26 protein-coding genes are annotated in these 26,075 nt (G+C 60.9%); 11 read left to right on the top strand and 15 right to left on the bottom strand.

What is annotated here, in order from left to right:
* Positions 1–367: 367 nt before the first annotated feature.
* Positions 368–793 carry a rhodanese-like domain-containing protein gene (locus AT395_RS21225; protein WP_048628694.1) on the bottom strand — a complete coding sequence of 142 codons (426 nt, stop codon included), beginning with the start codon at positions 791–793 and terminating at the stop codon, positions 368–370.
* A gap of 126 nt (positions 794–919) precedes the next feature.
* Here AT395_RS21225 and ftrA point away from each other — a divergent pair, with 126 nt between their 5' ends.
* A complete protein-coding gene (gene ftrA, locus AT395_RS21220; protein WP_048628695.1) occupies positions 920–1,894 on the top strand; it encodes a transcriptional regulator FtrA in 975 nt (324 codons plus the stop codon).
* 807 nt (positions 1,895–2,701) lie between these two features.
* Positions 2,702–3,262: a hypothetical protein gene (locus AT395_RS25750; RefSeq protein WP_125347399.1), complete on the top strand. Its 561-nt coding sequence runs from the start codon at positions 2,702–2,704 to the stop codon at positions 3,260–3,262.
* A gap of 183 nt (positions 3,263–3,445) precedes the next feature.
* Here AT395_RS25750 and AT395_RS21205 read toward each other — a convergent pair whose 3' ends face one another.
* From AT395_RS21205 to AT395_RS21175, 7 genes are all read right to left on the bottom strand, one after another.
* Complete coding sequence (locus tag AT395_RS21205; protein WP_231606108.1) at positions 3,446–3,673, bottom strand: YjbD family protein; 228 nt, start codon at positions 3,671–3,673, stop codon at positions 3,446–3,448.
* A gap of 161 nt (positions 3,674–3,834) precedes the next feature.
* Positions 3,835–4,230 carry a DUF6966 domain-containing protein gene (locus tag AT395_RS21200; RefSeq protein ID WP_197090691.1) on the bottom strand — a complete coding sequence of 132 codons (396 nt, stop codon included), beginning with the start codon at positions 4,228–4,230 and terminating at the stop codon, positions 3,835–3,837.
* Between the two features lie 30 nt (positions 4,231–4,260).
* On the bottom strand, positions 4,261–4,848 hold the full coding sequence (locus tag AT395_RS21195; protein WP_042114540.1) for a chloramphenicol phosphotransferase CPT family protein: 588 nt from the start codon (positions 4,846–4,848) through the stop codon (positions 4,261–4,263).
* Between the two features lie 261 nt (positions 4,849–5,109).
* A complete protein-coding gene (locus tag AT395_RS21190) occupies positions 5,110–6,822 on the bottom strand; it encodes a SulP family inorganic anion transporter (RefSeq protein WP_048628698.1) in 1,713 nt (570 codons plus the stop codon).
* Positions 6,823–7,049: 227 nt separating this feature from the next.
* Entirely contained in the window at positions 7,050–7,526 is a 477-nt protein-coding gene (locus AT395_RS21185; RefSeq protein WP_124988547.1) for an SMI1/KNR4 family protein, read from the bottom strand.
* Between the two features lie 131 nt (positions 7,527–7,657).
* Positions 7,658–8,035 carry a c-type cytochrome gene (locus AT395_RS21180; RefSeq protein ID WP_072632893.1) on the bottom strand — a complete coding sequence of 126 codons (378 nt, stop codon included), beginning with the start codon at positions 8,033–8,035 and terminating at the stop codon, positions 7,658–7,660.
* 318 nt (positions 8,036–8,353) lie between these two features.
* Complete coding sequence (locus AT395_RS21175; RefSeq protein ID WP_042114544.1) at positions 8,354–9,031, bottom strand: HAD family hydrolase; 678 nt, start codon at positions 9,029–9,031, stop codon at positions 8,354–8,356.
* A gap of 354 nt (positions 9,032–9,385) precedes the next feature.
* On the opposite strand from AT395_RS21175, the gene AT395_RS21170 reads away from it, so the two are divergent.
* Positions 9,386–10,981: an MDR family MFS transporter gene (locus AT395_RS21170; RefSeq protein WP_042114577.1), complete on the top strand. Its 1,596-nt coding sequence runs from the start codon at positions 9,386–9,388 to the stop codon at positions 10,979–10,981.
* Between the two features lie 4 nt (positions 10,982–10,985).
* Complete coding sequence (locus AT395_RS21165; RefSeq protein ID WP_072632892.1) at positions 10,986–11,546, top strand: MarR family winged helix-turn-helix transcriptional regulator; 561 nt, start codon at positions 10,986–10,988, stop codon at positions 11,544–11,546.
* Between the two features lie 101 nt (positions 11,547–11,647).
* Here the strand turns inward: AT395_RS21165 and AT395_RS21160 are convergent, their stop codons facing one another.
* A complete protein-coding gene (locus AT395_RS21160) occupies positions 11,648–12,919 on the bottom strand; it encodes an amino acid deaminase (protein ID WP_048628700.1) in 1,272 nt (423 codons plus the stop codon).
* 163 nt (positions 12,920–13,082) lie between these two features.
* Between AT395_RS21160 and AT395_RS21155 the strand changes: the two genes are divergently transcribed.
* The 6 genes from AT395_RS21155 to AT395_RS21130 all read left to right on the top strand — a co-directional run bounded on the left by AT395_RS21155 (position 13,083) and on the right by AT395_RS21130 (position 17,647).
* On the top strand, positions 13,083–13,964 hold the full coding sequence (locus AT395_RS21155; protein WP_048628701.1) for a MurR/RpiR family transcriptional regulator: 882 nt from the start codon (positions 13,083–13,085) through the stop codon (positions 13,962–13,964).
* Between the two features lies 1 nt (position 13,965).
* Positions 13,966–15,456: an N-acyl-D-amino-acid deacylase family protein gene (locus tag AT395_RS21150; protein WP_048628702.1), complete on the top strand. Its 1,491-nt coding sequence runs from the start codon at positions 13,966–13,968 to the stop codon at positions 15,454–15,456.
* Positions 15,457–15,501: 45 nt separating this feature from the next.
* The gene (locus tag AT395_RS21145) at positions 15,502–15,888 is read left to right on the top strand and encodes a RidA family protein (RefSeq protein ID WP_048628794.1); all 387 of its coding nucleotides are present in this window, start codon (positions 15,502–15,504) and stop codon (positions 15,886–15,888) included.
* A gap of 314 nt (positions 15,889–16,202) precedes the next feature.
* Positions 16,203–16,478 carry a hypothetical protein gene (locus AT395_RS21140; RefSeq protein ID WP_124988546.1) on the top strand — a complete coding sequence of 92 codons (276 nt, stop codon included), beginning with the start codon at positions 16,203–16,205 and terminating at the stop codon, positions 16,476–16,478.
* A gap of 220 nt (positions 16,479–16,698) precedes the next feature.
* Positions 16,699–17,139 (top strand): hypothetical protein, encoded by a 441-nt coding sequence (locus AT395_RS21135; RefSeq protein WP_048628704.1) that lies wholly within the window; start codon positions 16,699–16,701, stop codon positions 17,137–17,139.
* Entirely contained in the window at positions 17,126–17,647 is a 522-nt protein-coding gene (locus AT395_RS21130) for a hypothetical protein (protein WP_048628705.1), read from the top strand. The genes AT395_RS21135 and AT395_RS21130 overlap by 14 nt, the downstream gene beginning before the upstream one ends.
* Before the next feature lie 96 nt (positions 17,648–17,743).
* Here AT395_RS21130 and queF read toward each other — a convergent pair whose 3' ends face one another.
* The 4 genes from queF to AT395_RS21110 all read right to left on the bottom strand — a co-directional run bounded on the left by queF (position 17,744) and on the right by AT395_RS21110 (position 21,863).
* On the bottom strand, positions 17,744–18,571 hold the full coding sequence (gene queF, locus AT395_RS21125; protein WP_048628706.1) for an NADPH-dependent 7-cyano-7-deazaguanine reductase QueF: 828 nt from the start codon (positions 18,569–18,571) through the stop codon (positions 17,744–17,746).
* On the bottom strand, positions 18,558–19,535 hold the full coding sequence (locus AT395_RS21120; protein WP_042114587.1) for a 5'-nucleotidase: 978 nt from the start codon (positions 19,533–19,535) through the stop codon (positions 18,558–18,560). Before AT395_RS21120 ends, queF begins: the two co-directional genes overlap by 14 nt.
* Positions 19,536–19,592: 57 nt before the next feature.
* On the bottom strand, positions 19,593–21,122 hold the full coding sequence (gene ilvA / locus AT395_RS21115; RefSeq protein ID WP_048628707.1) for a threonine ammonia-lyase, biosynthetic: 1,530 nt from the start codon (positions 21,120–21,122) through the stop codon (positions 19,593–19,595).
* A gap of 120 nt (positions 21,123–21,242) precedes the next feature.
* Positions 21,243–21,863: a nucleotidyltransferase family protein gene (locus AT395_RS21110; RefSeq protein WP_042114589.1), complete on the bottom strand. Its 621-nt coding sequence runs from the start codon at positions 21,861–21,863 to the stop codon at positions 21,243–21,245.
* Between the two features lie 141 nt (positions 21,864–22,004).
* On the opposite strand from AT395_RS21110, the gene AT395_RS21105 reads away from it, so the two are divergent.
* Positions 22,005–22,646, top strand: a complete 642-nt coding sequence (locus tag AT395_RS21105) for a YqaA family protein (RefSeq protein WP_048628708.1) — start codon at positions 22,005–22,007, stop codon at positions 22,644–22,646.
* 193 nt (positions 22,647–22,839) lie between these two features.
* On the opposite strand, the gene AT395_RS21100 is transcribed toward AT395_RS21105, so the two are convergent.
* Both AT395_RS21100 and AT395_RS21095 read right to left on the bottom strand, forming a co-directional pair.
* A complete protein-coding gene (locus AT395_RS21100; protein ID WP_048628709.1) occupies positions 22,840–25,062 on the bottom strand; it encodes a xanthine dehydrogenase family protein molybdopterin-binding subunit in 2,223 nt (740 codons plus the stop codon).
* A gap of 17 nt (positions 25,063–25,079) precedes the next feature.
* On the bottom strand, positions 25,080–25,538 hold the full coding sequence (locus AT395_RS21095; protein WP_048628710.1) for a (2Fe-2S)-binding protein: 459 nt from the start codon (positions 25,536–25,538) through the stop codon (positions 25,080–25,082).
* Positions 25,539–26,075 lie beyond the last annotated feature (537 nt).

Below are 26,075 nucleotides of genomic sequence, written 5' to 3'. Positions count from 1 at the left end.
AACAGGGGGAGGAGCGCCGGTGACCGGAAACCTAAAGCAAAGTGGAACTATCGACGAAATCCAAACTTGATCTCCGTAGTGACCGCGTAAGGCCACGCACACCCCCTATCGTCCATCGCGGGCCTTGTGCATATCATTTCTTTCACTGCTCTGAGCGCTTCGACACGGAGCCGAGTAGCAACGCTACGTTCCATGAACGGCTACCAATCGCAGTCTATCAACACCCGCCAAGAGCCGACGCTCTAAATCATGACGTCGAGCGGCCGCACATGGCCGGTTGCCGCCATCTGCTGCGGCCCACATTGATGACCTGACGCGGAAGTTGGATGGCCAAACGCTTTGCCGATCTTTGATCGCAAGCCCCTCATCAACGCACACTCGGATCGCTCACTGCAAGGTCGAAACCTTCGTCGAGCCATCCCGTAACACCGCCAATCATCACCTTCACTGACCGTCCCAACTGAGCCAGCCGAATGGCGCCTCGCGTCGCGCCATTGCAGTGCGGTCCCGCGCAGTAGGTGACGAAGAGCGTGTCGTGCGAATAATCGGCGAGCTTCGACGCGATGATCTTGCCATGCATTAAGTTCACGGCGCCAGGAATGTGGCCGCTAGCAAACAGCGCCGGACTTCGAACGTCGAGCAACACGAAGCCGGGCGATCCGCTGGCCAGCGCACTGGCAACATCGGAGCAATCGGTTTCAAATTGCAGCGACGCGCGAAAGTGGGCAAGTGCCGCGGTGCTCTCGGCGGCGGGGATGGCCGTAACGGCGTTATTTTTGCTGAGGGTGGACATAGGTTTAGTCGAAGAAAAATGCGGTACGCGTGGCGCCCGGGTAGTGCGATTCGGGAGCCCTCATTTTGCCGTTGCACCGTCAAGCCGATAAGTGTCGTAAATGACAATATCCGGTAACATTACGCCATGGAAAATCGTCTTGTCGTTGCGTTGGCTTATGACCGGCTTTGTACTTTCGAATTTGGCTGCGTCACCGAATTGTTTGCACTTGAGCGCCCTGAACTCGGCGTCGACTGGTACCGCTTCAGCGTTTGCGCTATCGAGCCCGGACCGCTGCGTGCGGCCGGCGGCATCACCGTCGCCGCGCCTTACGCGCTCAAGCGACTCGACAGTGCTGACACGATCGTGGTGCCCGGTTGGCGCGACCCGGACGAAGTACCGCCTGAGGCGCTGCTGAGGAAGATTCGCGCAGCCCATCGGCGCGGCGCACGTCTTTGCTCGATCTGTTCGGGCGTATTTGTATTGGCGGCGGCTGGCGTGCTCGACGGCAAGACAGTGACGACCCATTGGCGCTACGCCGAGAAACTGCAGCAGCGCTACCCGAAGGTGCATGTGCAGTCAGACGCGCTGTATATCGACGAAGGTCAGATCATTACGTCGGCGGGATCGGCGGCGGGGCTCGACATGCTCCTCCATCTAGTACGACGGGATTACGGAAGCGCAGTGGCCAATCGTGTTGCCCAGCGGCTTGTGGTGCCCCCGCACCGCGAGGGCGGTCAGGCACAGTTTGTGCCGCGACCGATGCCGCGCGACGAGAGCGGACGTCTGGCGAAGTTGATCGACTGGGCACGCCAACACCCGGCCTTACCGCACACCCTGCGCTCGCTTGCCGAACGGGCGGCGATGAGTCCACGCACCTTACAGCGGCATTTTCAGGACGCTACCGGCATGGCGCCCTACGAATGGCTGACGCGCGAGCGTGTGGCGGTGGCGCGAGAGTTACTCGAAGCGCAACCGTCCATGCCGATGCTACGCATCGCCGAGTTGGCAGGCTTCGGGTCGGAAGAATCGATGCGCAGACACTTCCGCCGCATCGCCCATACGAGTCCGGCCGCCTATCGGGAGAAGTTTGGTCATGACGCGCGGACGCAGAAGGTTTGATGGGGAGAACCGTACCTTGTCCGGCCGCCGATTCCGACAGGTAGCCACGGTTCATTAAGGGCCGTTTTCGACCCGAAGCGGCCTTTCAGATCCCCTGAGGGCAGACACCTGTCGTGGTATTGTCGGCGTTCCATAGTTCGTTTTTTTCAGTATGGCCAAATCGGACCTCATTAAGGCTGCGATTGCGTTTCGCGATTGGGAAAAGCCATGGACATTCGCTTCTGCTGTACTAAAGCAACTCGCAGATGATTCCGAGAGCCGGGCACTATTCGGCCAGCTGTGGATGGAGGCGTGCCGCTCCGATAACTGGCAGCAAACAGACATTTCGAAGTGCTGCGACACTTGTGACAACTGGCTTAAGCATGAGTTTTCATGGATGCCAGAGGAGGCCCGTGCGCAGTTCGTGCGAGCAGCAGCATACCAATGGAAATGAGCCATCCAAGCACAAATCATCCGCGATCTTGGTGTCGACGTCGAACGCCTCTTGTTGGCCGACTACCGACGCCGAGCGATTTCGAGATGACGGATCCATTTTTGCGCCGCGGCGCCGACGATGGGTACGCAATTGAAAAAGCGCAGAGAGCGCGGGTGTAAAAAAGCCCGCTCGGGGAGGGCTTTGGAAGACCAAGCGGGGCGGTTTGGGCGTTTTTGTTTCGCAACGGGCGATCGAGTTTCTCCGAAGAGGTCATGCCGCTACATCAGGCGCAAAGAAATGAGTTGCATACGTTACGAAGGTTGCAGCGCCCTGGTTGGCCCGCACCAGACGCGCCATATAAACTGCCATCGGTCCATCGACTGGGAATCGAAATGGCGATACGCGCTGCATTCGGCAGCCTCAATACTGGCTGCACCCATTCCGTGCTTATGGCGCTGGGACTCTCTGCTGCACTATGGGCACTTCCTGCGGCGGCTGCATCTGCAAGCGAATACTGCTTTCCGCAAATCGATCTCGCGATCGCAAACGTGCACTACCGGGACGGAAGAGCTGCTGTCGAGCGGGCCATTGGGAAACCTCACCGGGTACGCATTTTCTCGGTTCCGGGAAGTGCCGGGCCATACCGAGTGGAACAACAAACCTATCGAGGCTTATCGATTAATCTGAAGCTCGCATCTCAGGAAGTCGAAATGATTGTGGCAACGGGGTCGGGCGCGGTCATGCCCAACGGCGTGAAGGTCGGCGCCACGATTGCCGACGTGTCTCAGAGATTACGATATAACGTTGAGCAGGCACTATCGGAGGATCTCGTATGGACCCCGTCGTTGTGCGAACGGGGTCCGTACGATTGGATTTTTGTGGGCCCGCAGTTCATTTTCGCGAAAAAAAATGGGGCCATCCGCCTGCAGTCGATCGAGATCAAGCGAATGTGAGTGACCAAATGGACGCTTCCGGTCGATGTCAGGCCGAGCCGTAATATAACGGTGTGCACAAAAAAGCCCGCGGGAGCGGGCTATATGGGGGGCGGGGAGTGCGGCGGGACGTATTGAGCGGGTTGGATGTCCGCTTTCGACCCATTGCGGACGTTGGAAAGTAATGGCTTTTAAGTTGGTCGGTCATGTTTGACCGAGTTGCAGGCGCGCCGATTGCCATTCAGGCCAGACCGCCTCTGCAACAATGTCCGGGTAGCCGCGTTTCTCTTCCATCATTGCAGCTTTTGAAGCGGGCATCGCCATGCAAACCGCTTTGTCACGAATGGCGATGACTTCAGCCTCAGTCAATGGCCTGCCATGCGCCTTTTCAGCATGTAGAAGAACGGTCACAAGCGCAGGGATGAAAACCAAGCAGAGAGGGTCTTCGGGCGGGGACGTTGGCGCTTGCCGCTTTTTGAACATTCCAAACATTTGGTCTAGAAAAGCAAAAAAGAATAATCAATCAAAATTTCCGCAATGGCCACTTCTGGCCGAGATCTGCCTGATGCGGTTAGCCGAGATGAATTCGATAGTCAGGTACGCTGGACTTCGTGGTTGCGCTTGACGTCTGTTGCAAGCTCCCACGCCTTAGTTCTTAAGCCATCTATCTCATCGTTCAGTTCAACGTACCCGGGTTTCCCGGTGGGCTGCCCGTCTATGGCGCTCTGTGCCGCAACAAAGTCGTTGAACGAGCCCATACCTCCGTACGCTTGAAGCAAATATTCAATACCGGAGTAATCCGCGTTTTCTAAACGAGCTTTGGCACGAAGCAACCAAGCGCGCCAGTGCTGTCCGCCGTTGGTTTTAAGTAGATCGGCGAGTTTGGTTAACACCTCAATCAGCTCTTGTGTTTTTGGTCCCATACTTGCCTCCATCCGTTCAGCGCCGCTCTTGATAAAGTCGAATTGTCGACGATCTGGGCGGGTCACGTCGACTGACCGAAATTGGCCGATTACTGTCTAATTCCGGTTACCAAAGAACTGCTGATGCATCGTCGTGAAAGCAGTTGGAGTCGGTCGACTCCGCAACCACTTCAGGATCGACTGCCCACAATCAGACGTGCTCGAAGACGACGTGTCCACAATGTAGTCATAGTGCCGATTAGCATGAATCGAGTCGAATTGGGACTTGGCCAATCCGATCTTACGGTCGGCACGGGTAAGTTCACGCTTGATCAGAATTTCGAGCGAACAAAAGACGCCGATGATGAATACTGGCAGATCAATCAAGTCTTCGAGCAGGTAGTGCCACGCATCGGGTGAAAGGACATGATCGACGATTACTGCCTGACCGTGCCTAGAAAAGGTCGCGGTAGTGGCATTTATTGCTCTACATAGCGCGGCAACGCGAACCTGTGCCACCGACTTCTCGACATCCCAGTAGTTTGCAGGCTCCATGTTTCGGAACGCGTCCAATTCAATGTGCAAATGATGCTCAACCAAGTTCTCGCGCAAATACTTGGCCAGTGAGCTCTTGCCGGCACTGCTCGGACCGTTGAGGACGACAATGGTCCCGTACGGGGGCAGCGGAACTTCGGTAATAGGCATTGACGTATCTGTTGATGGCCTGGGGGGGCAGCTCAATTGTCAACGAACCAGGCCACATTGTCGAACGACGGCTGCTGGCCGATAGCGATCTCTGACGACCGCAGCGGCCCGCCAGAGAATTGGGAACTACGTCTGCTTACTGAAGCAAACGATGCGTGCAGATCCAAACATCCGTGTCTCATTCGATACACGCTGCATCGCTGGCGCGCTGAATCCTTATGGCACATATGCCGTTTGCGGGCTTCTTCTTCGGCGTTTTCGTCAACCCGTCTCGTGCATTTCAAGCGCGAGCGACTGCACGCATTTATCGACGCTCAACTCCCACAGTGCGCTACGCGGCAGCGTCTCGTCGGACGCTCGCTCAAGCACGGTCAGCGCGCGCGGCTTGAGCCGCACCAGGAGCAGCCTCTGTCCACGGGACATCAATTCGGCAGAGAAGATGCGCAGCGCTTCGATAACTGAGCTATCGACATCGGGCGTTTCTTCGAGACTCAGCATCACCGTCTGCACCGGCGTCGACTGCCCCTGCAGCATTAAGCGCACCTTACTGAGCACGCGTTCGGCATTGGCAAAGAAGAGCGGTACCTCTGGCCGCACGATCGTGATGCCGGGGATGGGGGTCGCATCCGGGTGCGCGGAGATGTCGACGAAATCATGGCTATCTCTCAGGCGACCGAGTACCGATACCGCTGGTTCCGACAAGTTACGCAGGGCGAGAAGAAGGCTCACGCCGATGGCGACCAGCAAGCCGTGGAGTATGCCAAACACGAGCACGGCAAGCAGCGCCGCAATCACGACCAGTCTGTCTCGTTGCCACGTCCAGTACGGTTTGAACATGTCTGGGTGTAGTGAGTGACTGACCGCATAAATGACGATCGCAGCGAGCACCGGTTCAGGCGTGCGGGACAACTGCGGCGACAGCATCAGGACGATCAGCGCAATGACCGCTGCGGCACATAACCCTGCGAATCGGGTCTGCGCACCGGCAGCTTCGTTAGCGGAAGTCGCCGAGTAGCCCGCACCCACCGGCATTCCGTGCAGCAAACCGGAGACAAGGTTCGCGCAGCCGAGCGCCATGAGGTCCCGGTTTGCCGACACGATGTCGCCATGCTTTAGCGCGAAACTGCGGATCGATCCGTACGATTCCGCATACAGAATCAGCATCAGCGCAAACGCGAGTTCTGCGGTTTGCAGCCACTGTGAGCGGTCGAACATGGGCAGGCCGAAAGTCATATTGTGAAGATTGAGCACGCCAACGGTGCCAATGCCATGTCCATGCCAGTCGATCCAGTACCCCAATGCAATACCGAGCACAATGACCGCCAGTGTCGCCGGCATGCGGGCACTTCGGCCCAACCCGAAAAGGATGGCCAGTGCAGCCACACCAAGTGCCACGCTATAGAAATTCCAACCTGGCGCTTGGTGAGCAAGATCGAAGGCTATTCGCAGCGTATCGGTGTAATGCGATTGCACGCCTAAGATAGTCGGCAGTTGCTTTATGGCAATTGTCAGTGCCAGGCCGAATGCAAAACCGCGCAAGACCGGCTTCGAGACAAAGTCCGACATGGCTCCCAAACGCGCCGCGCCGGCCAGCAGAAAAAGGATGCCCGTCGCCGCAACGAGGGCGGCGGCGTAGGCGACTTGCGCACCGATGCCCCCGGCGCTGGCTCCCACAGTGGCGGCGAGCACCGCTGCTGAAGAGGATGTTCCCGACACGATCGCGAATCGGCTACTACCCATTAGCGCATAGACGACAAGCCCTGAGAGCAGTGCAATCAGGCCCGCCTGCGGTGGCAGTCCAGCGATACTTGCGTAGGCAATGGCTTCGGGCAGCAAGAGTCCTGCTATCGAAACGCCTGCCAGTACGTCGCGCGCAATACGAACCCTTCGCGGTGGGCGCGGCTCGACCGAACTCGTATAACTTGATGGCTTCTGAAGCTGTGCCGCGGCGGCATGGCCGGTATCGACAGTCATATCGAGGGTCGTTATCGAATATACGGTGGTTGATAACAGTCAGTGCCTTACAGGCTGACGCGCCATTATCTCCGGATTTGTTCGGGAGTTCGGGACGAAATTCCGCGAGCTCGTTACCGCACTTGTGAGTTTAGTCTTGCCGGCTGCATGCGCCCCGTTGTCTCGGCGAACCCGACGAGTTAAGGTTGGTGTCGGTGTGTTTGCGACCCTTTATCGTTGTCCAGACATCACACCGGATTGGTCTGGTTTGTGATCTCGTCGTACCACGCCTTCTTTTCGCACCACAGTTGGAGTATTGAGCGATCTAGGTAGGCTATTTCTTCTCCGTCTTCCGGCCACCACTCGAAAAGCCTTGCCGAATCGACCTCGATTCCCCAACACGGCATCATGCCTGGATCACCGAACATGATTGCCCGATCCCAAAAGCTTGGTTGAATCCCCTCTTCTCTAAGTGCCAAGGTAAGTGCAACGGCGGTCTGATCGTTAAACGCCTGCGGTGTTAGCAGCGGATACAGGAATGCTGCGTTGGTTGGACCGCGAAATCCATTTGCAACGCGATAGACGGCGAGCAGCTCTGCGGGCACTGCATGGCCCAGCGCAATTTCAGCTTCCCGGATCTCAGTCTCCTGAATTGGGGCGCCGTGGGGGAACGTCAAAATGTCGAACGTCATATGAGCCATTACCGATTTTGAGAACTCGACCATGATAATCGCCGTGCGAGTCCTGTAGATTCTCTCCACGTGCATGACTCGGTGAATCTATGACTGACCGCAACTGGCCATTTGTCGTCATTCAGGAACGGTTGGCCGCCTGCGTTCCATGGTGCAATTTAACGTTATTGATTTCTTAGAATCACACCGCTCATGTACTGGTGGATGTCGCGCAGATCCTGAATTCGCCACGCGTACGGGGCCAGTTTTACGCCATTTTCCCTTAGTGTTCTTGGAATCAGGTCTCCATTTGGACGAAGCACGATCGATGACACGATAACGCCGGGATACTCATTTAGACGTTTTTTGAATGCAGGCGTCGTCAGATCCGGTGTGGCGGGTGAGCTTTTCCGAGCCAACGCTCCCGTCCCTTTGAGATCCGCCCCATGACACATAGCGCATCTTTGTAAGTAGATAGTCTTCCCGTTGGAAGCATCTGCGAACAGCGGCGATGATTGAGTTAGTACTAAAATCGTTAGCGAGGCGACGAGGGTTTTTTTCATCTTTGCTGGTTGTAAATGAAACGATGTCACTGCAACATCGGCTGTCCCGCGTTCGGAGGGTATCGACGGCATCGTCGATGTTAAGCACAATCTGCGATGTCCTGCCCTGAAAACATCGCCGGTGTTTCGAGCTTCATCGCTTGCCTTTCTTCTCTTCGTCGCATCATTGGCTGGCAACTCGAGCAATGCATTGGCGATTGATCCATCCGAGAAACATTCCGGGCCTGCCGTTATGGTTCATTTTGACTGGACTGCCGCCGGGCGCGACGGACAGTTTGCGACTCTGAGCGGCCAACCAACTTTCTAGACAACGGATGTTCACGCAAATTTTGTGTCGCGCGTCGTGAACCAGTCTGCAACGTGCTCAATGGCTACATCGAGTTTTCCCAGTATCCGAAAGCTCAATTCGGCGACCTCAGCAGCCGGTGGTTTTAAGTCTGGAACGACGACCACGGCGATACCGGCACTCGCGGCCGCGTGCGCGCCGTTGTCGCTATCTTCAAATGCTAAGCACGCATCCGCCGGCACGCCGAGTCGATGGGCTGCAAGTCTGTAGACTGCCGGATCGGGTTTCCCACGATCGACTTCATCCCCGCCTGCGATCGTCTTAAAAAAATGCAGCACACCTACACGCCCAAGGCGAGATCTAATCTCATCCACAGGAGACGACGAAGCGACAGCGCATGGAATGCCTGCCCGCGATAGCTCAGTCAGTAGCGTTCGTGCTCCAGATTTCAGCGGAAATATCGGATTTACGGATGGCTTGCTCAAGTGCTGCCGAACTCGGGCCAGCGCCTCCCGAAATGTCGCCGCCCCACCGAGCAACTCCGTCAGGATCAGTTCACATTCCGTAGACGACCTTCCGACAATCCGAAGATAATCGCTCGCCGACAACGCGATCCCAAGGTCCAATCCCACCGTGATCCATGTGTTCATGATCGCGCGCTCTGAATCGACCAGCAGGCCGTCCATGTCGAAGATCGCCGCTGAGAACATCTGCCTCACTCCCCATACTCCCGTTGAGAGACCGCACTGTATCAAACGTAGCGGGTAGATAGCAGTCTCCAGCTGTCTAACGACATGACCGCCTCGTTGTGCGCGAAACGAAGATCAATTGCCGACGATATCCGCCGCATGATCGAGTGTCTCTTCATGGCCGAAAAGAGTTGTCGCCGTTTGGCTGCTGACACGCTTTCCAATTTACACGGCCCGGGCCCAGCGGCGTAGCTGACGGGACATCCGATCCCGCTAAGCCGTCGCCGCTTTTATGACTACAAAAACAGCCGGAGTCTACCCGCCGTACGTAACGTGCTAAAATCTTTGACTGATCAAACATTGATCCATCCAAAAATGGCTCCCAGTCCCAGTACCCCGCATTCGGCGGGGCAGGTTTTGCCCTTCCGGCAGTCGCTCGTGGCGATGCTCGGTCTTTGTTTCTGCACGATGCTGGTGGCGCTCGATCAGACGGTCGTCGGTACGGCGTTGCCCACCATCGTGGCGGAACTCAAGGGATTCGAGTATTACGCCTGGGTGGCGACCTCGTATCTCCTGACCTCCGTTATCACCGTGCCGATTTTCGGCCGGCTCGGCGATTTCTACGGACGCAAACCGTTCGTCATCGCCGCCATCGTCATCTTCACTGCGGCGTCAGTGCTGTGCGGCGCCGCGACCAGCATGCCGTTCCTTGTCGTCGCGCGGGCCTTGCAGGGCATCGGCGGCGGCATGCTTGTCGGTACTGCGTTCGCCTGCATCCCGGAACTGTTTCCCGACCCGCATGTACGCCTGCGCTGGCAGGTCATGCTCAGCTCTGCCTTCGGCATTGCCAACGCCATCGGCCCTTCGCTCGGCGGTTTCCTTACCGAGGCCTATGGCTGGCGTTCGGTCTTCTACGTCAACCTGCCGGTCGGTCTGCTCGGGCTCTGGTTCGTTGCGCGCCACCTGCCGCACATGCGCGCCGAAGGCCACGGCAAGGCGAGCCTCGACTGGCTCGGCGCCCTGCTTATCACCGCCGCACTCGGCAGTTTGCAGATGCTCGTCGAATGGTTGCCCGCCGACGGCCTCTCGCGTGGCGTGGTCACGTTGCTCGTTGTGCTGGTTGTCTCGTCATACGCCCTGTATTGGTGGGAGAAGCGCACCTCGCACCCGATCCTGCCCTTCGAGATGTTTCGCGACAAAAGCCTTGCGCCGCTCTTCGTGCTGTCGGTGTTCGCGGGCTTCGCCATGTTCGGCGTGTTGTTCTATGCCCCGCTCATGCTTCAGGGCGGCTTCGGACTCTCGCCGCGTGAAACCGGCCTCCTCATCACGCCAATGGTGGTGTGCATCACTGTGGGCAGCATCGTGAACGGCCGGCTCATTACCCGTCTGCGCAATCCGAACGTGATGCTCTATGGCGGGTTCTTCTTGCTTGCGCTGGCTTGCGCAGGGGTCATCACCACGCACCGGGGGACTCCGCATGCGCTCATTGCCACCTATATGCTGCTCGCGGGGATCGGTCTTGGTTTCGTCATGCCGAACCTCACCGTCTTCGCGCAGGAAGTTGCCGGGCGCGCGCATCTCGGAATCGCAACGGCGTTGATGCAGTCGCTGCGCATGATTGGCGGGATGCTCGGCACCGCCATTGTCGGTACGCTCGTGAATCACAGCTACACCGCCCGCGTGAAAGAGGCCCTCGTCGCCAGCGACGGCACGCAGTGGACGACCCAACTCTCCGATCCGCAGATCCTTGTGAACGCTCAGGCGAAAGACGACTTCATGATGACGCTCGCCCACATGGGCCAGAACGGCGCGCTGTATATCGAATCGGCGCGCACGTCGCTCGTCGCCGCCATTCACAACGGCCAGATGGTCTCGCTCGCAGCGGCGCTCGCCGGTCTGTGGTTCGTGCGGCGCGTGCCGCTCATTCGACTGACGCGCGGCGCCAGGCCGAAGGCGCCAGTGGGGGAGTGACGCGATGCCTACGTCACTCAAACGTAACGTCATCCAGCAACTCAGCCTGACGTATCGGGCGATGATGGTCGCATTCGACGCGCAGGTCGGTCACCCGCTGCCACGCTGGCGCATCATTCTCGCGCTGGCCGAGCGCGGCACCTGTTCGCAGAAGTTCCTCGCGGAACACTGCCGGCTCGATCCCGCCTCACTCACGCGCCAGTTGCAGTCGATGGAAGCACTCGGCTGGCTCTCGCGTGCGACCGATCCCGACGACAATCGCCTCACGAACGTTACGCTCACCGCCGCCGGCATGACTGTGTTCGACGAAGCAACGCCGCGCCGCCAGGCCTTTTTCGACGACGCGCTCGAAGGTATGACGTCCGCCGAAATCGCTACCCTGGAAAGCGCATTGGGGCATCTCGAGGCACAGTTCAAGTCGGTGGCGACCCGAGCGAAAGCGTCTGATCCGGCCGTGAAGTCAGGCGAGGAGCCGAAGCGGCGAACGCCCGCCGCCGCGGCCGATCAGGTGCCGTCGTCACCAGGGGTGTCGCCGCGCAAACGTGCGTCTCGCGGGCAGTCGTAAGGGGCCTTTGCGAGGGGGTGAATGAATAGCAAAAAGCCGCCCGACGGGCGGCTTTTTTTCATGACGGCGGCATTGACTGGTTTCGTGTTCGCGCTGGCCGATCAGAAGAACGTCTGCACAATCTCGACAACGTTGTAGTCGCTGTCGACGACCGGCAGATGGCGCCACTTGTCGAACGTGAGGCACGGGTGCGAGATGTCGAACGCGATCATGTCGCCCACGCGGACATCGTCGCCCGGCGCAATGCGCAGGTACGCATGCTGATCCATCATGCCGGTGACCTCCCAGTGCGCAGGCGTTGGCGTCGGCGCGAGGTTCTCGCCCGGACGGAACCGTTGTGCAGGTTCCGGCATGCCGGCATCGAACGCAGCATCGCGCTTGCCCAGCGCGATGATGGCGCGCTCCGGTTCGGGGATCGACTGCACGTACGCCCAGAGTTGCAGTGCCGGTTGCAGTTGGGAGCGCATCTGCTTCGCGATCGGGTTGCGCGTGGCGATCTGCGCCTGAGCGGCCTTGTAGATCCCGACGTCGTGAGTGAGATAGCACCCGGGGCGCAACACCACGTCGAGCGGAACACCCACGTCCTTGTGTGCAAACTCGTCGGCCACCACGTCGTACCACGCCGAACCCGCACCGGAGAGCACCGTCGGGCTGCGCTCGATGCGACCCGCCGCGACCAACTCGCGTGTGACACTCACCGCACGTTGCAGGAAGGCGCGAATGTCCGCCTCGGTACTGAGTACGCCCTCGTAGACTTCCACCCCCGCGAGCTTGACCGCATCGTGGTACTGCGCCAGCGCGTCGAGCACGGCTTGTTGTTGCGTGGCGTCGCGCACGCCGGTGCGCCCGCCCGTCACACCCAGTTCGATCAGCACCTGGATCGACTGACCGCGCGCGCGGAAGTACTCGCCCAGATGGGCTACCGCAGCGGCGGAGTCCACCAGACAGAAGAACTCGAAGCCGGGGTCTTTCAACAAATCGGCAATCAGCGCCATGTTGCGCTTGCCGACAAGCTGGTTCGCCATCAGGATGCGCCGCACGCCGTGGTGATACGCCGCGTTAGTCTGCTGCGCCGTGGCGAGCGTGATACCCCACGCGCCCCCGTCGAGCTGGCGGCGGAATAGCTTCGGGGCCATGGTCGTCTTGCCGTGCGGCGCGAGCTTCACGCCGTACTCATGAACGAAACGCTGCATCCACGCGAGGTTGTGACGAATCTTGTCTTCGTAGAGCACCGCCGTGGGCAGGCTCAGGTCTTCGTTGAGCAAATTCCAGCCCAGTCCCGCAGTGGCAGACGGCGCAAGCGGGGCATTCAGTGCACCCAGACCCTTGTTGAGGGTATCGATCATGCCATGTTGATAGTTTGTATCAGTCATTGAGAATCCTCCACGTGACGATGCGCCGACAACCGCCGGATGGCTCCTATAATAGCTTTGAATTACCGGGATTTGACAAATTGTTATAAAGTACCAAAAATTGGCAAATCTTTCAAAAAGGCATCCCGAAAAAAACGTCGGGGGCGCCACACAGACCCGGAATATGGCCGAGACCTTCGATATCGTGACGCGTGTTGCCGAGCGCAGCGACGCCTTGAGCCAGGCGGAGCGCAAAGTCGCGCAGGTGGTGTTGGACGATGTGGCGGGCGCGGCGGCGGCCTCGATCAATGTGCTGGCCGAGCGCGCAGGGGTGAGCGAGGCGAGCGTGACGCGCTTCGCCAAGGCGATGGGATGTCGCGACGTGCGCGATCTCAAGCTGCGTCTGGCGCAGGCGGCCGTGGTCGGGCAGCGCTTTTTCGGCGCGAATGCCGCCAACGGGCAGGACGGCACGGGCGAGACCATCGACCGCATTGCCGACGATATTCAGACAACGTTGCAGGTGCATCGCGGTCTCATCAAGCCGGAGGTAGTGCGGCGTGCGGCGGCGCGCTTGCTATCGGCCCGCATGGTGTACGCCTTCGGCATGGGCGGCGGTTCGTCGCTCATGGCGGACGAGGCGCGTTACCGGCTCGTACGTCTGGGCCGGCCGGTGGCAAGTTATCAGGACGCCGTGATGGCGCGCATGGTCGCCGGTACGCTCGGGCGCGACGATGTCGTGCTCGCCTTTTCGGTGAGCGGGCATACGCCCGAGCTGGTGTCCGCGTGCGAGATCGCACGGGAGTACGGCGCACAGGTGGTGGCGATCACGGCGACGGGTTCGCCGCTGGCGGCGTTGGCCGACGAGGTGTTGCCGATCCGCGCGCTGGAAACGGACTTCATTTTCAAACCGTCGTCGTCGCGTTACGCGATGCTGCTGGCGATGGACGTGCTGGCCACGGAACTGGCGCTGCTCGCCAAGCCGCAGAGCCAGGCGCTGTTGCGGCGAATCAAGTATGTGCTCGACACGCATCGGGGCGGCGGCGATCGCCAGCCCTTGGGAGACTGATATGACTGACTGCCTCGCGAACCGGACGGTCGACACCCTCATCAAGAACGTTCGTCTGGCGGACGGCTCCGGCGCGCCCATGACCGATGAGCGTTTCGACGTTGCGCTGCGCGACGGCCGTATCCACACGATCGCGCAGGCCGGCGCCTTGTCGGGCTGGCAGGCGGCGCAGCAGATTCAGGGGGGCGGCTATGTGCTGAGTCCCGGGTTCATCGATGTGCATACCCACGACGATACGAACGTCGTTCGCGCGCCGGAAATGACGCCGAAGCTCTCGCAGGGGGTCACGACCGTGGTTGTCGGCAACTGCGGCATTAGTGCGTCGCCGGTGACGCTCAAGGGCGATCCCCCCGACCCGATGAACCTGCTGGGCGAGGCCGACGCGTTCCGGTATCCGACCTTTGCCGCCTATGTCGACGCCCTGGAGAAGGCGCAGCCTGCGATCAATGTGGCTGCGCTGATCGGTCATACCGCGCTGCGCAACAATCATATGGACCGGCTCGACCGGCCTGCGACCGAAGCGGAGATCGAGGGCATGCGCGCGCAATTGCGCGAGGCGCTCGACCATGGCGCGTTGGGTCTGTCGACCGGCCTCGCCTACGCGAATGCCAACGCCGCGCCCACGGAAGAGGTGCTCGCGCTGGCCGAGCCGCTTGCCGAGGCAGGCGGCCTGTATGCCACACACTTACGCACCGAGTTCGCCGAGATTCTCGAAGCGCTCGACGAAGCCTTTCGCATCGGCCGTCATGCGCGTGTGCCGGTGGTCGTCTCGCATCTGAAGTGTGCGGGTGTCGATAACTGGGGTCGCAGCACCGAGATTCTCGAGGCGCTCGACAAGGCGCAGCGTTTCCAGCCCGTGGGCTGCGACTGCTATCCGTACACGGCGAGCTCGTCGACGCTCGATCTCAAACAGGTGACAGACGACTTCGACATTCTCGTGACGTGGTCGCAACCGCACCCGGCGCAAGGCGGCAAGCTGCTCGCGACGATCGCCGGCGAGTGGGGCGTCGATCTGATGGAAGCCGCGAAGCGCCTGCAACCGGCGGGCGCCGTGTATCACTGCATGGAAGAGGACGATGTGCGACGCATTCTGCGGCATCCGGCAACTGTGGTTGGCTCCGACGGGCTGCCGAACGATCCGTTGCCGCATCCGCGTCTGTGGGGCGCATTCCCGCGCGTCCTTGGCCGCTATAGCCGCGAGCAGCAATTGTTCCCGCTGGCCGAAGCCGTCCACAAGATGACGGGCCTTTCGGCCGAGCGCTTCGGTCTGACGCAGCGCGGCTTCGTGCGCGAAGGCTACTGGGCCGATCTGGTCCTGTTCGATCCGGCCACCGTGGCCGACGCCGCCACGTTCACCGACCCGATGCAGCCGGCCTACGGCATTGCTGCCGTATGGGTCAACGGCGTGTTGTCGTGGCAGGATCGCGCGCCCACGCAGAATGCGCGCGCGGGGCGTTTCGTACGTCGCGGTACGCCGCAGCCGGTACTTTGAATCCAAGTTGTTGAAGCCGTTTTGTCGAAAGGAGCGATGATGAGTATCAAACGTTATGGCGTGGAAGGCGGGCAGGGCACCGGTGGCCAGCGCATGCCCTTTGCACGCGCAACTGAAGCCGACGGCTTCCTGTTCGTGTCGGGGCAGACCCCGATGAAAGATGGCGAAGTGATCGATGGGGGCATCGTCGCGCAGACGCATCAGGCCATCCAGAACATGCTCGCGATTCTCACGGAGGCCGGTTACGGCACCGAGCACGTGCTGCGTTGCGGCGTATGGCTGGACGATCCGCGCGACTTCGCGTCGTTCAACAAGGTGTTCAAGGAGTACTTCGGCGAACACCCGCCCGCCCGCGCTTGCGTAGTGTCGAGCATGGTGATCGACTGCAAGGTGGAAGTGGACTGCGTGGCGTACAAGAAGCCTGTTGCCTGAGCTTATTTCCCCATTGACGGGTCACACGGTACTGGTTTCACAAAGCCCGTGGTTGGACTTCGATGGCACAGGCGGGGAGGGGCATGCAGGCTTGCGTTTCCTAACTTGTCAGGAGACGAACCGTGAGACTGGACTCAAATTCGGTAACGACTGCAGAACATGCCACGACGCCGCAGCGCTCGGGTGACACGCATCAGAACGACCTAACCCGGGCGATCGACTTTCCGCCTGCGCCTGACGATGTCCGCCTTCATCGGCAAACGGGGCGTCGGATATGTCCGGCCGGAGGTTCGACCCTATTGACGGGGTTGGCTGTGACGATTCTGGGCATCGCGGGTGTCGCCGGGGGCGCGTATTTCGTTATCGATGCCGCGACGACGGTTGACGATTCGTCGCTGGCGCAAAGCCAGGCGAGCACTAAATACCGGACGGGCGGGGCACTTCTCGGACTCGGAGTCTTGGTGGCAACGCTGGGTTTCTACCGCCTTGGCATCGGGTGGGAGGAGCATCGCGAGATGGCATCCGAACCACAGGATTTGCACGTGGAAGATCGGCTCGAAATGAAAGTGAGGGCACGAGAATACGCTTGATCTGATCGGGCGACAGCAGCACTTCGAGGAAGCGGCCGACGATTTCGTCGGCCGTTTTTGTTTTTGCGTCACGTATTCACATTGACGGACACTTTGGTAACCGTTTCGCAAAGTCTGCGGTTTGCCTTCGATGGCCGGCGATATCGGGGGAGCGCAGTCTTCAATCTCCCTATCAGAAAGGAGATGGACCGTGAGATCAGGGCCATTATCAGGTGCGACTGTGCAAGTGCCGTCGCATCGCCCGGCAGTCGAGGCTGCCGAGGACATGCAAGTCGACATCGATTTTCCGCTCACACCCGACGATGTGCGTTTGCGTTCCCGGAGAATGAGCCGGCTTGTCGACGCAGGATGCGGAGCTGGGCTAATCGGGCTGACGAGTACGGTGTTGGGGCTGGCAGGGCTCGCGGGCGCCGCATACATCTGTCTGGAAGCACACGCGCAGGCGGATACCTCGGTCGAGGCGCACAATCGCCGATGGCTGGGCTACGGCTTCGGCGGGGGCATGGGATTCGTGTCGTCGGTGGCGGTGACGTTCGGTCTCACGCAGGTGTGTCTGGCGTTGCGTAAGCGCCGCGAGGCCGCACAGGAAATAGGGACGCTGAGCGTGCGTGCGCGAGTCGAAACAGTGACTAGGGAGGACCTGCGGCGTGAGCCTGCCTGAGATATCCCAAGACAATACGCCGTCCTCACAGGACATCGCCAACGAGATCGATGTGGCGCTGGCCGCCGTGCGTGACGCCCACAAACAGCGCGAAGCAATGGGCATGCCGCGTCCCGGTGCATGGGACGCGAGGCAATGCGACGCGGCGTATCGCTGCGGCTATGGTGCGTTCGAGCGCGGTGACTATGCACAGGCCATCGAATGCTTCGCCCCGCTGCTCTCGGCGTGTCCGCTCGAAGCCGACTATGCGGTGGCGCTGGCGCTCTCGGTACTACGGCATGGCGAACCGAAGGCCGCGCTGCCCCTTTTCATGGCGGCGGCATTGATGGACGAGGAAGCGCCCGGACCGATGTATCGCGTTGGAGAATGTCTGTTCGAGTTGCAGCATTTCGAGGCGGCGTACCGCGCGATGAACGAGACGCTGAATCGATGCGCCGGTCAGCCGAAGTACGCGAACGTAGACAATGCCGCGCGCAAGTTGCTGCTCAAGGTCAGTTACCTGAGCTAGTCGGGAAACGCACACTTTGTGGGTGGATTTGGCGACGGGGCTCACTCACCCGTCGCCTTTTTTCTGGGGCGCGATTGGCATCGCGATCCCCGCACATCACTGACGCGCAGTGCGCGCGTTGTCCGGCATCGGCAGCGTGAAGTTGGTGCGGAATGGGTTGATGTCCAGTCCGCCACGTCGCGTATAGCGGGCATACACGGCCAACTGACTCGGTTTGCACTGACGCAGGATGTCCATGAAGATGCCTTCCACGCATTGCTCGTGAAAGCCGGTATGCCGCCGGTACGAAATCACGTATTTGAGCAGGCCCTCCTGATCGATCGGCGGCCCGACGTAGCGAATTTGCAGGCTGCCCCAATCGGGTTGTCCTGTCACGGGGCAGTTGGACTTGAGCAGATTCGATACGAGTGTTTCGTCCACATGAGGTTCGCCCTCGGCGGCTTTCAGCAACGTGGCATCGGGCGCGTAGACATCTGTTTCGATGTCGAGACGGTCGACGAGCAGGCCGTCGAGTTCGTCGAGTTCGAGCTTCTCGAAGGCGCCCGGTTCGACGAGGCGCACCTGCACGGCGGCGCCCGCAGCTTCCGAGAGGTCTTGCTGGATCAGCGCACGGGCGGCGTCGGCGTTCGCCAGTTTGGTCTGAGCGAACGAGCCGAGATACAACTTGAAGGACTTCGACTCGATGATGTTCGGCGAGTCGGCCGGCACGATGGCGGTAAGCAACGCGATCTGCGGTTTGCCCTTTTCGTTGAGCCACGAGAGTTCGTAGCCGTTCCAGATGTCCGCGCCGAAAAACGGCAGGGGATCGGGCACGCCGATGGCCGCGCGCGCCGGGGCGCGTGCGATCGGGAAGAGCAGCGATGGTGTGTACTGTTCGGTGTAGGCAACTTCTTTGCCCAGTGGCGATTGGTTAGGCGTTGTCATGATTTGCAATGCCACTGATGACGTGTCCGGTCGGGCTGACCCGTGCGGCCGACTCGCAGTGGCGTGTTTGGTCGTCGAAGAAGAAATCGGGCTCGAACTCGCGCAGGAATGTGCCTTTGTCCAGCCCGCCCAGGAACATCGCCTCGTCGATGTCGATTTTCCAGTCCATTAGCGTGCGGATGGCGCGCTCGTGCGCCGGGGCGGAGCGTGCTGTCACGAGTGCCGTACGGATCTTGACCGGCACTTCGTGACCGGCGAGCGTCTGCAACCGGTGCAGCGCCAGCAGCAACGGTTTGAAAGGGCCCGGCGGCAGCGGCGTAGCGGCGCGTTCGATTTCGTGTTGTTGAAACGCGTCGAGGCCGTTGCGCTGGAAAATCTGCTCGGCTTCGTCGGAGAAGAGCACCGCGTCGCCATCGAAGGCGATACGGATTTCGTCGGGATGAAGCTCCGCTTTTTTGGCCGAATCGGGATACACGCGCGCGGCGGGAAAGCCGGCGGCCAGTGCCCCGCGCACATCCCGCTCGTTGGCCGACAGGAACAGGTGCGCGCCCAGTGCGTTGAGATAACCGAACGGATCGCGCCCGCGCGTGAACACGCCGCGCTCGATCTTGAGGTCGACCTGACGCGCCGAACGAAACACGCGCATGCCACTCACGGGATCGTTACGCGAGAGCACGACGACTTCGACACGATGCTTGTCGCCCGTGCGGCTATCGTTGCCTTCACTGCGCTCTCGATTGTCGTGGCTTTCGTAACTCTCGTTGAACGCAAGCAGCTTTTTCACGAGCGGAAAGGCCACGCCGACACGGGCGGGCACGTCGAGGCGTTCGAGCTGGTAGCGCATGTAGGACTTGTCGTCGCCATGCGCCACGCCGGTCTCGTACACGCGGTTCTCTTCTTCGAAGTCGAACAGCGCACGCGAGGATATCGCGACAACGAGTTTGTTCTCGAGCGAGATCGGCATGGTGGCGGCGAGGTCCTGTCTTGATCCGTTGGGTAGTGGCGTCTGCGCGGTTCCCGCTTATGCAAGGAACAGTTTGTAGACGGGGTTGTCGCTTTCGTCCCAGTAAGCATAGCCGAGCGTGGCGAGGAAGTCGCGGAACGCAGCTTTCTCGTTCTCCGGCACCTGAATGCCCACGAGGATGTTGCTGTAGTCGGCCCCCTGGTTCCGGTAATGGAACAGGCTGATGTTCCAGTTCGGACTCATGGCCGAGAGGAATTTCATCAATGCGCCCGGGCGTTCGGGGAACTCGAAGCGGTAAAGCACTTCGTTGCTGGCGAGTGCCGAACGGCCACCGACCATGTAGCGGATGTGCTGTTTGGACAGTTCGTCGTTGGACAGATCGAGCGTGGGGAAGCCGTGGCGCTCGAAGCCCGCCTTGATGCGCTCGCCCTCGTCGCGGTTATGCATCTGGATGCCCACGAAGATGTGGGCGCTCGACGCTTCGCTAATTCGGTAGTTGAACTCGGTCACATTGCGGCTACCCACCACTTCGGTAAAGCGCTTGAAGCTGCCGCGCGCCTCGGGAATGGTGACGGCGAACACGGCCTCGCGCGCCTCGCCGACTTCGGCGCGCTCGGCGACGAAGCGCAGGCGATCGAAGTTCATGTTTGCGCCGGACGTGATCGCTACGAGCGTTTCGCCCTTGAGTTTCTCGCGTTCGCTGTACAGCTTGGCACCCGCGACGGACAACGCGCCTGACGGTTCTAGCACGCTGCGAGTGTCCTGGAAGACGTCTTTAATCGCAGCGCAGAGCTGATCGGTATCCACGCGTACGACTTCGTCGAGGTAGGCCTCGCACAGGCGGAAGGTCTCTGCGCCGACATATTTCACGGCGGTGCCGTCGGCGAAGAGGCCAACGTCGCTTAGCAGCACGCGCTCGCCTGCGTGGATGGACTGGGCCATGGCGTCGGAGTCGACCGACTGCACGCCGATGATTTTGATTTCGGGGCGCACGGCTTTGACGTAAGCGGCCACACCGGCTGCGAGGCCACCCCCGCCGATCGGCACGAAGATGGCGTGCAACGGCCCCTGATGCTGGCGCAGGACTTCCATGGCGATGGTGCCCTGGCCGGCGATGACATCGGGGTCGTCGAACGGCGGCACGAAGGTGAGGCCGCGTTCTTCCTGCAAGGTCATGGCATGGGCGTAGGCGTCGCTGTACGAGTCGCCCGCGAGCACGACTTCGACGGCGCGACCGCCGTGGGTTCTGACGGCGTCGATTTTCACCTGCGGGGTGGTGACCGGCATGACGATGACGGCTTTGCAGCCCAGACGCGCCGCCGAGTACGCCACGCCCTGCGCGTGGTTGCCGGCAGACGCGGTGAGCACACCGCGTTCGCGCTCGGCGTCGCTCAGGTTGGCCATCTTGTTGTACGCGCCCCGAATCTTGAAGGAGAACACCGTCTGATTGTCTTCGCGCTTCAGATAAATTCGATTGTGCAGCCGCATGGAAAGCGTGCGTGCCAATTCGAGTTCGCTTTCTTTGGCGACATCGTAGACTTTTGCGGTCAGGATCTTCTTCAGATAATCGGGAGCTGCGTCGGACATGATTTAAGGCTTCTTCAGGTTAGGCACATCAAGGAACAAAAGGACAATGATAGACCAGCACGTCCGCCGGGGCGGTCGCGCTTGTCTCTCGGGAAAAAACGGGAAAGGGGAGTGCGCGCCCTAGCGAAGGTCGTCTGGGGTGTCGATGTCGCGCACGATTCCGGCGTCGTCGACATCGACGATCGTAATGTGCTCGCTAATCAACAGGTCGCGCGCGCCAATGTCGCCATCGAGGGCGGCCAGACGCGAGGTAAAGGCAGAACCGAACGCGACGGGATGGCCGCGTTGTCCCTGATAGCTCGGCGCGACGATGGCTTCGGGCGAGGTCAGCCCGTTGGTGATCGCGCGCACGGTGTTCGGGTGGAGGTAAGGCATGTCGGCCAGCGCAACGAGCCAGCCGTCGAGATGTTCGAGCCCCGGGGGCGGCGCTTCGTTGATGCCGGACTGGATGCCGGCAGCGAGCGTTGCCCCCATGCCGCGCTTGGTGGCGTGGCTCATGACGACTTCACAACCCGCCTGCAACAGCACGTTTTCCAACTCAGCCGAATCCGGACGCACCACCGCAATGACGCGCGGCAACACCGCCAGCAGCGCATGGGCGCTGGCGAGGGCAACGGGTCGGTTCAGGGGATCTCCGGGCAGCGGTGCGAGCAGCTTGTTCCGGCGCCCAGCCGCATCGAAGCGGGTACCGAGTCCGCCTGCCAGTAGAATGGCCACGGGCGGCGTCAGAGGTCGGGTCATGGTCACGCATTATGCGCCAGACTTTTTGTTTCTGCCAAACAGCGCGTGCCCGGGCGCGCGCGTGTTGCGCCGACCGTCCGGTCGGTCATTGAGGGCGGATTCCGCCCGATATTCGATGGATTCTGCCTTTTTCGGAGTTGCATGGAGTCGTTCATCACCTGGCTGCTAGGCGTGCTCGCGCTGCCCGGCATCGGACTGCCAGCCATTTTTCTGGTGTCGTTTCTCTCCGCCACGCTGCTGCCCATGGGCTCGGAGCCCGCGCTGTTCGGCTATGTGGCCCTCAATCCCCACATGTTCTGGCCCGCGATCGCGGTGGCGAGCGTGGGCAATACCGCCGGCGGCATGCTCGACTGGTGGATGGGCTTTGCCGCACGACGCGGGTTTGTACGCCTTAAGGCTCGCAGGCGCGCGCATGCTCGTGCTGCCGCGCTCGCCGGCGGGAGTGTCGCTACCGTCACGGGCGAAGCCATCGGTGGCGACGATGGTGGCGACGGGGGCGCTCCTGGTCGGCGCACTGAGGGGAAAGCGCCAATGAACGACCGCTATCACCGATGGATGCGCCGCTTCGGTCCCCCCCTCCTCCTGCTTTCCTGGCTTCCCGTCGTCGGCGATCCTTTCTGTACCCTCGCCGGCTGGCTTCGCCTCTCCTGGCGAACCTGCCTCTTCTATATCGCGATCGGGAAAACGCTTCGGTACATCACCATCACCTACCTGATGCTGCGCGTGCCCGAATCGTTCTGGCAGGGGATTTTTGCACCGTTCAAACATTGGCTTATCGGGTAGCGATGTCCGCTTGACTGCTTCGTTTTCCTGCTTCCCCCTCCCTTAAGTCAGCGGCCCCCCCGGGGTTCTGAACGACGCCGGGGAGGCGGGACCGGGGCCCCTTTCCGCCTCTCAGACATCAACCCAACTCGCTGCAGAAAGGAGCCCCGATCCCGCCCGCCACTATGCTTTCTCAGTGCCCCTTTTTCCTTTTTTATGCCTGTGTGACTTCGAATGGCAATGTCCTCTGCCGTTTGCCCGTTAACGCGAAAAGTGCATTCGCGTACGCCGGCGCCAACGGCGGCAAACCCGGTTCGCCCATCCCCGTCGGCGCATCGCCCGAACTCACCACATGAACACTGATCGCCGGCATGTCCGTCAACCGCGCCACCGTGTACTGATGGAAGTTGCTCTGCTCTACCACCCCATCCTTTAACGTGATCGCCGCGCCCGGTAATGTCGTGCCCAATCCCATCAACGCCGCACCCTCTACCTGCGCCGCCACCGTCAACGGATTGACCGCGAAATTGCAATGCACCCCCGCCGTCGCACTCACCAATCGCGGCGAACCGTTCCGCATTTCCGCCACCACCACGTAAGCCACCACGGAATCGAAGGACTCATGGACCGCCACGCCCCACGCCTGTCCCGCAGGCAATTGGGTCTTTCCATATCCGGAACGCTCCACCGCTAACGCCAACGCCTCCCGATGGCGCGGATGCTTGTCCCCCATCAACGCATACCGATACGCCACCGGATCCTGCCCGGCATTCTTCGCCAATTCGTCGACCAATGTCTCCATGACGAACGCAGTGTGGGTGTTGCCCACCGAACGCCACCACAGAACCGGGACGTTGACTTGCGGACTGTGTAACGTCAGACGCAACGGTACGGCATAGGGCGTGCCCGATACCCCCTCCACGCTGGTGCCGTCGATGCCGTTCTTGACCAACATTTTCTCGAACGGCGTGCCCTGCAGAATCGACTGGCCAACGATGGTGTGATTCCACGCCAACACGTTACCCTTGGCATCGAGACCGATCTCGGCGCGATGGACATACATCGGGCGGTAGTAACCGCCGTGAATGTCGTCTTCACGGCTCCAGATCACTTTGACCGGCTCGCGATGCCCCGCACGCCGCCACGCTTTCGCCACTTGCGCCGCTTCGACGCCATAGTCGGATGTCGGTACGGCGCGACGGCCGAAACCGCCCCCCGCCATCAAGGTGTGCAGTTTGACCTGCTCAGGCTTCAGGTCGAGTGTGCGGGCCATGGCCGCCTGATCGACGGTCTGGAACTGCGTGCCTGTCCAGACTTCAGCCCCTTTGTCGGAAAGCTGTACGGTGCAGTTCAACGGCTCCATCGGTGCATGCGCCAGATACGGGAAGCTGTATTCGGCCACGAGCGTTTTCGGCGCGCCCTTGAGCCTGGAGATGTCCGCTTCGATGGCAACGGTGCCCGGCGTCTTGGCCATTTCCTTGAATTTGGCCAGTTGCGCAGTGGTGTCTACGTGTTCGACACCACTGGTGTCCCAGGTGGCATTGAGCGCGTCGCGACCCGTTTTGGCCTGCCAGTATCCATCGGCAATCACCGCCACCGCGGTGCCGCCCCGGTCGTCGGGAATCTCGAGCACGTCGCGCACTCCCTTGACCGCGCGCGCTGCCTTGGCGTCGAAGCTCTTTACTTTTGCCCCAAAGACCGGCGGACGTGCGACGACAGCCACTTTGAGGTTCGGCAGCTTGAAGTCCATTCCATACATCGGCACGCCGGTGGATTTGGCGCGCGCATCGAGCCGTCCGGTCGGCTTGCCGAGCAAGCGGAAAGCCGACGGGTCTTTGAGCGCGACATCGGCCGGCACGGGCAGCGCTTGCGCCCGTGCGGCGAGGCTGCCGTATGTGGCCCGCTGACCGTTCGGGCCCAGCACGATGCCGTTTTCGGTGCGCAACTGCGACGCCGGGACTTTCCACTGCTGCGCGGCAGCGGCGATCAACATGGCGCGGGCCGATGCCCCGATGCGCCGGTACTGAAGCCACGAGTGGGCCACGGAACCGGAGCCGCCTGTCATCTGAATGCCGAACATCGGATCTTTGTAGACGTCGGCCGCAGGCGCCAGCTCGCTTCGGACTTTGGCCCAGTCGCAATCGAGTTCTTCGGCAACGAGCATGGGCAGCGCGGTCTGCACGCCCTGCCCGAAGTCGAGGCGGTTGACCTGAATGGTGACGGTGTCGTCCGGGGCAATATGCACGAACGCCGACGGCACAACGGGGGTGGCTGCCGCGCCCTGTGCGCCGGCAGTGCGCATTGCACCGGGCAGCGACATTTCGAGCATCAGGCCGCCGGCCGCGATCGCCGACGTCTTGAGAAACGCGCGGCGTGACACGCCGGCAAAGTCGCCCACGGCGACGCCGGGACGCTGGGAAAAACGAAGTTCACGCATGGTGCTGTCTCCTCGCTTCAGGCCAACGACGCCGCAGCGTCTTTGATCGCCGCACGAATGCGGGCGTAGGTGCCGCAGCGGCAAATGTTGCCCGCCATGGCCGCGTCGATCTGGTCGTCGTTGGGCCGTTTGTTCTCACGTAGCAAGGCCGCCGCAGACATGATCTGGCCGCTCTGGCAGTAGCCGCACTGGGGCACGTCGTGCTTGACCCATGCGTCTTGCAAGGCGCGCCCGACAGGGTCTGTGCCAACGTTTTCAATGGTGGTGACTTTCTTGCCCGCGACGGCAGAGATCGGGGTGATGCAACTCCGGACGGGGGCGCCGTCCAGATGCACGGTGCACGCGCCGCACAGGGCCATGCCGCAACCGAATTTGGTGCCGGTCATGTTGAGCGCATCGCGCAGGGTCCAGAGCAGGGGAGTGGCAGGGTCGACATCGACCTGCACAGGGCGGCCGTTCAGTTGAAACGAAACCATAGAGACACCTCTTGACGGGTGAATGGATCGGAGGGGACCGGCCAAACATACTCCCATTCGTTGGAAATTTCAGCGCAGAAATGTCCGGCAAGACGTTGTATATAAACGGATATAGCGCTATTCGGAATGGCCGGATTCGCCCCGCGTGAATCGACGCACCGGGGGCTCGCCGCGGTGTCTTCAACGCCGCAGTGAACTTGCCGGGGCGCAGGGGAGGAGGGGAATCGCGCGCGCCGAGGGGGAATTCGGTGCGGCGCCGACGTGTTGCGGTGCAATGAAGTACAATTCGGCCTACATTCCCCTACCAACACTTTCCAAGCCGGAAGAAAGATCTGGGCATGCGCACCAACTGCCTCACCCCTCTGTGCTTCTGCTCGATGGATGGACACGATTCGTCATCGACGTCTCTGAACGGCAGTCGTCGATCTCGCTGACCGCAGATCGTCTGTTGCCGGCGCGCGCGCACCTGTCGCGTCAGCCGCCGGCATCCCTAGCGCATATCCGATTTTGACTTTCGGCGCGTCTCGCGAGACGAAC

It is taken from the genome of Pandoraea apista (assembly GCF_001465595.2).
In the GTDB taxonomy this organism is placed as follows: Bacteria; Pseudomonadota; Gammaproteobacteria; order Burkholderiales; family Burkholderiaceae; genus Pandoraea; species Pandoraea apista.
Note: the sequence above shows the minus strand (reverse complement) of the source record. Positions and strands in the feature narration are given on the sequence as shown.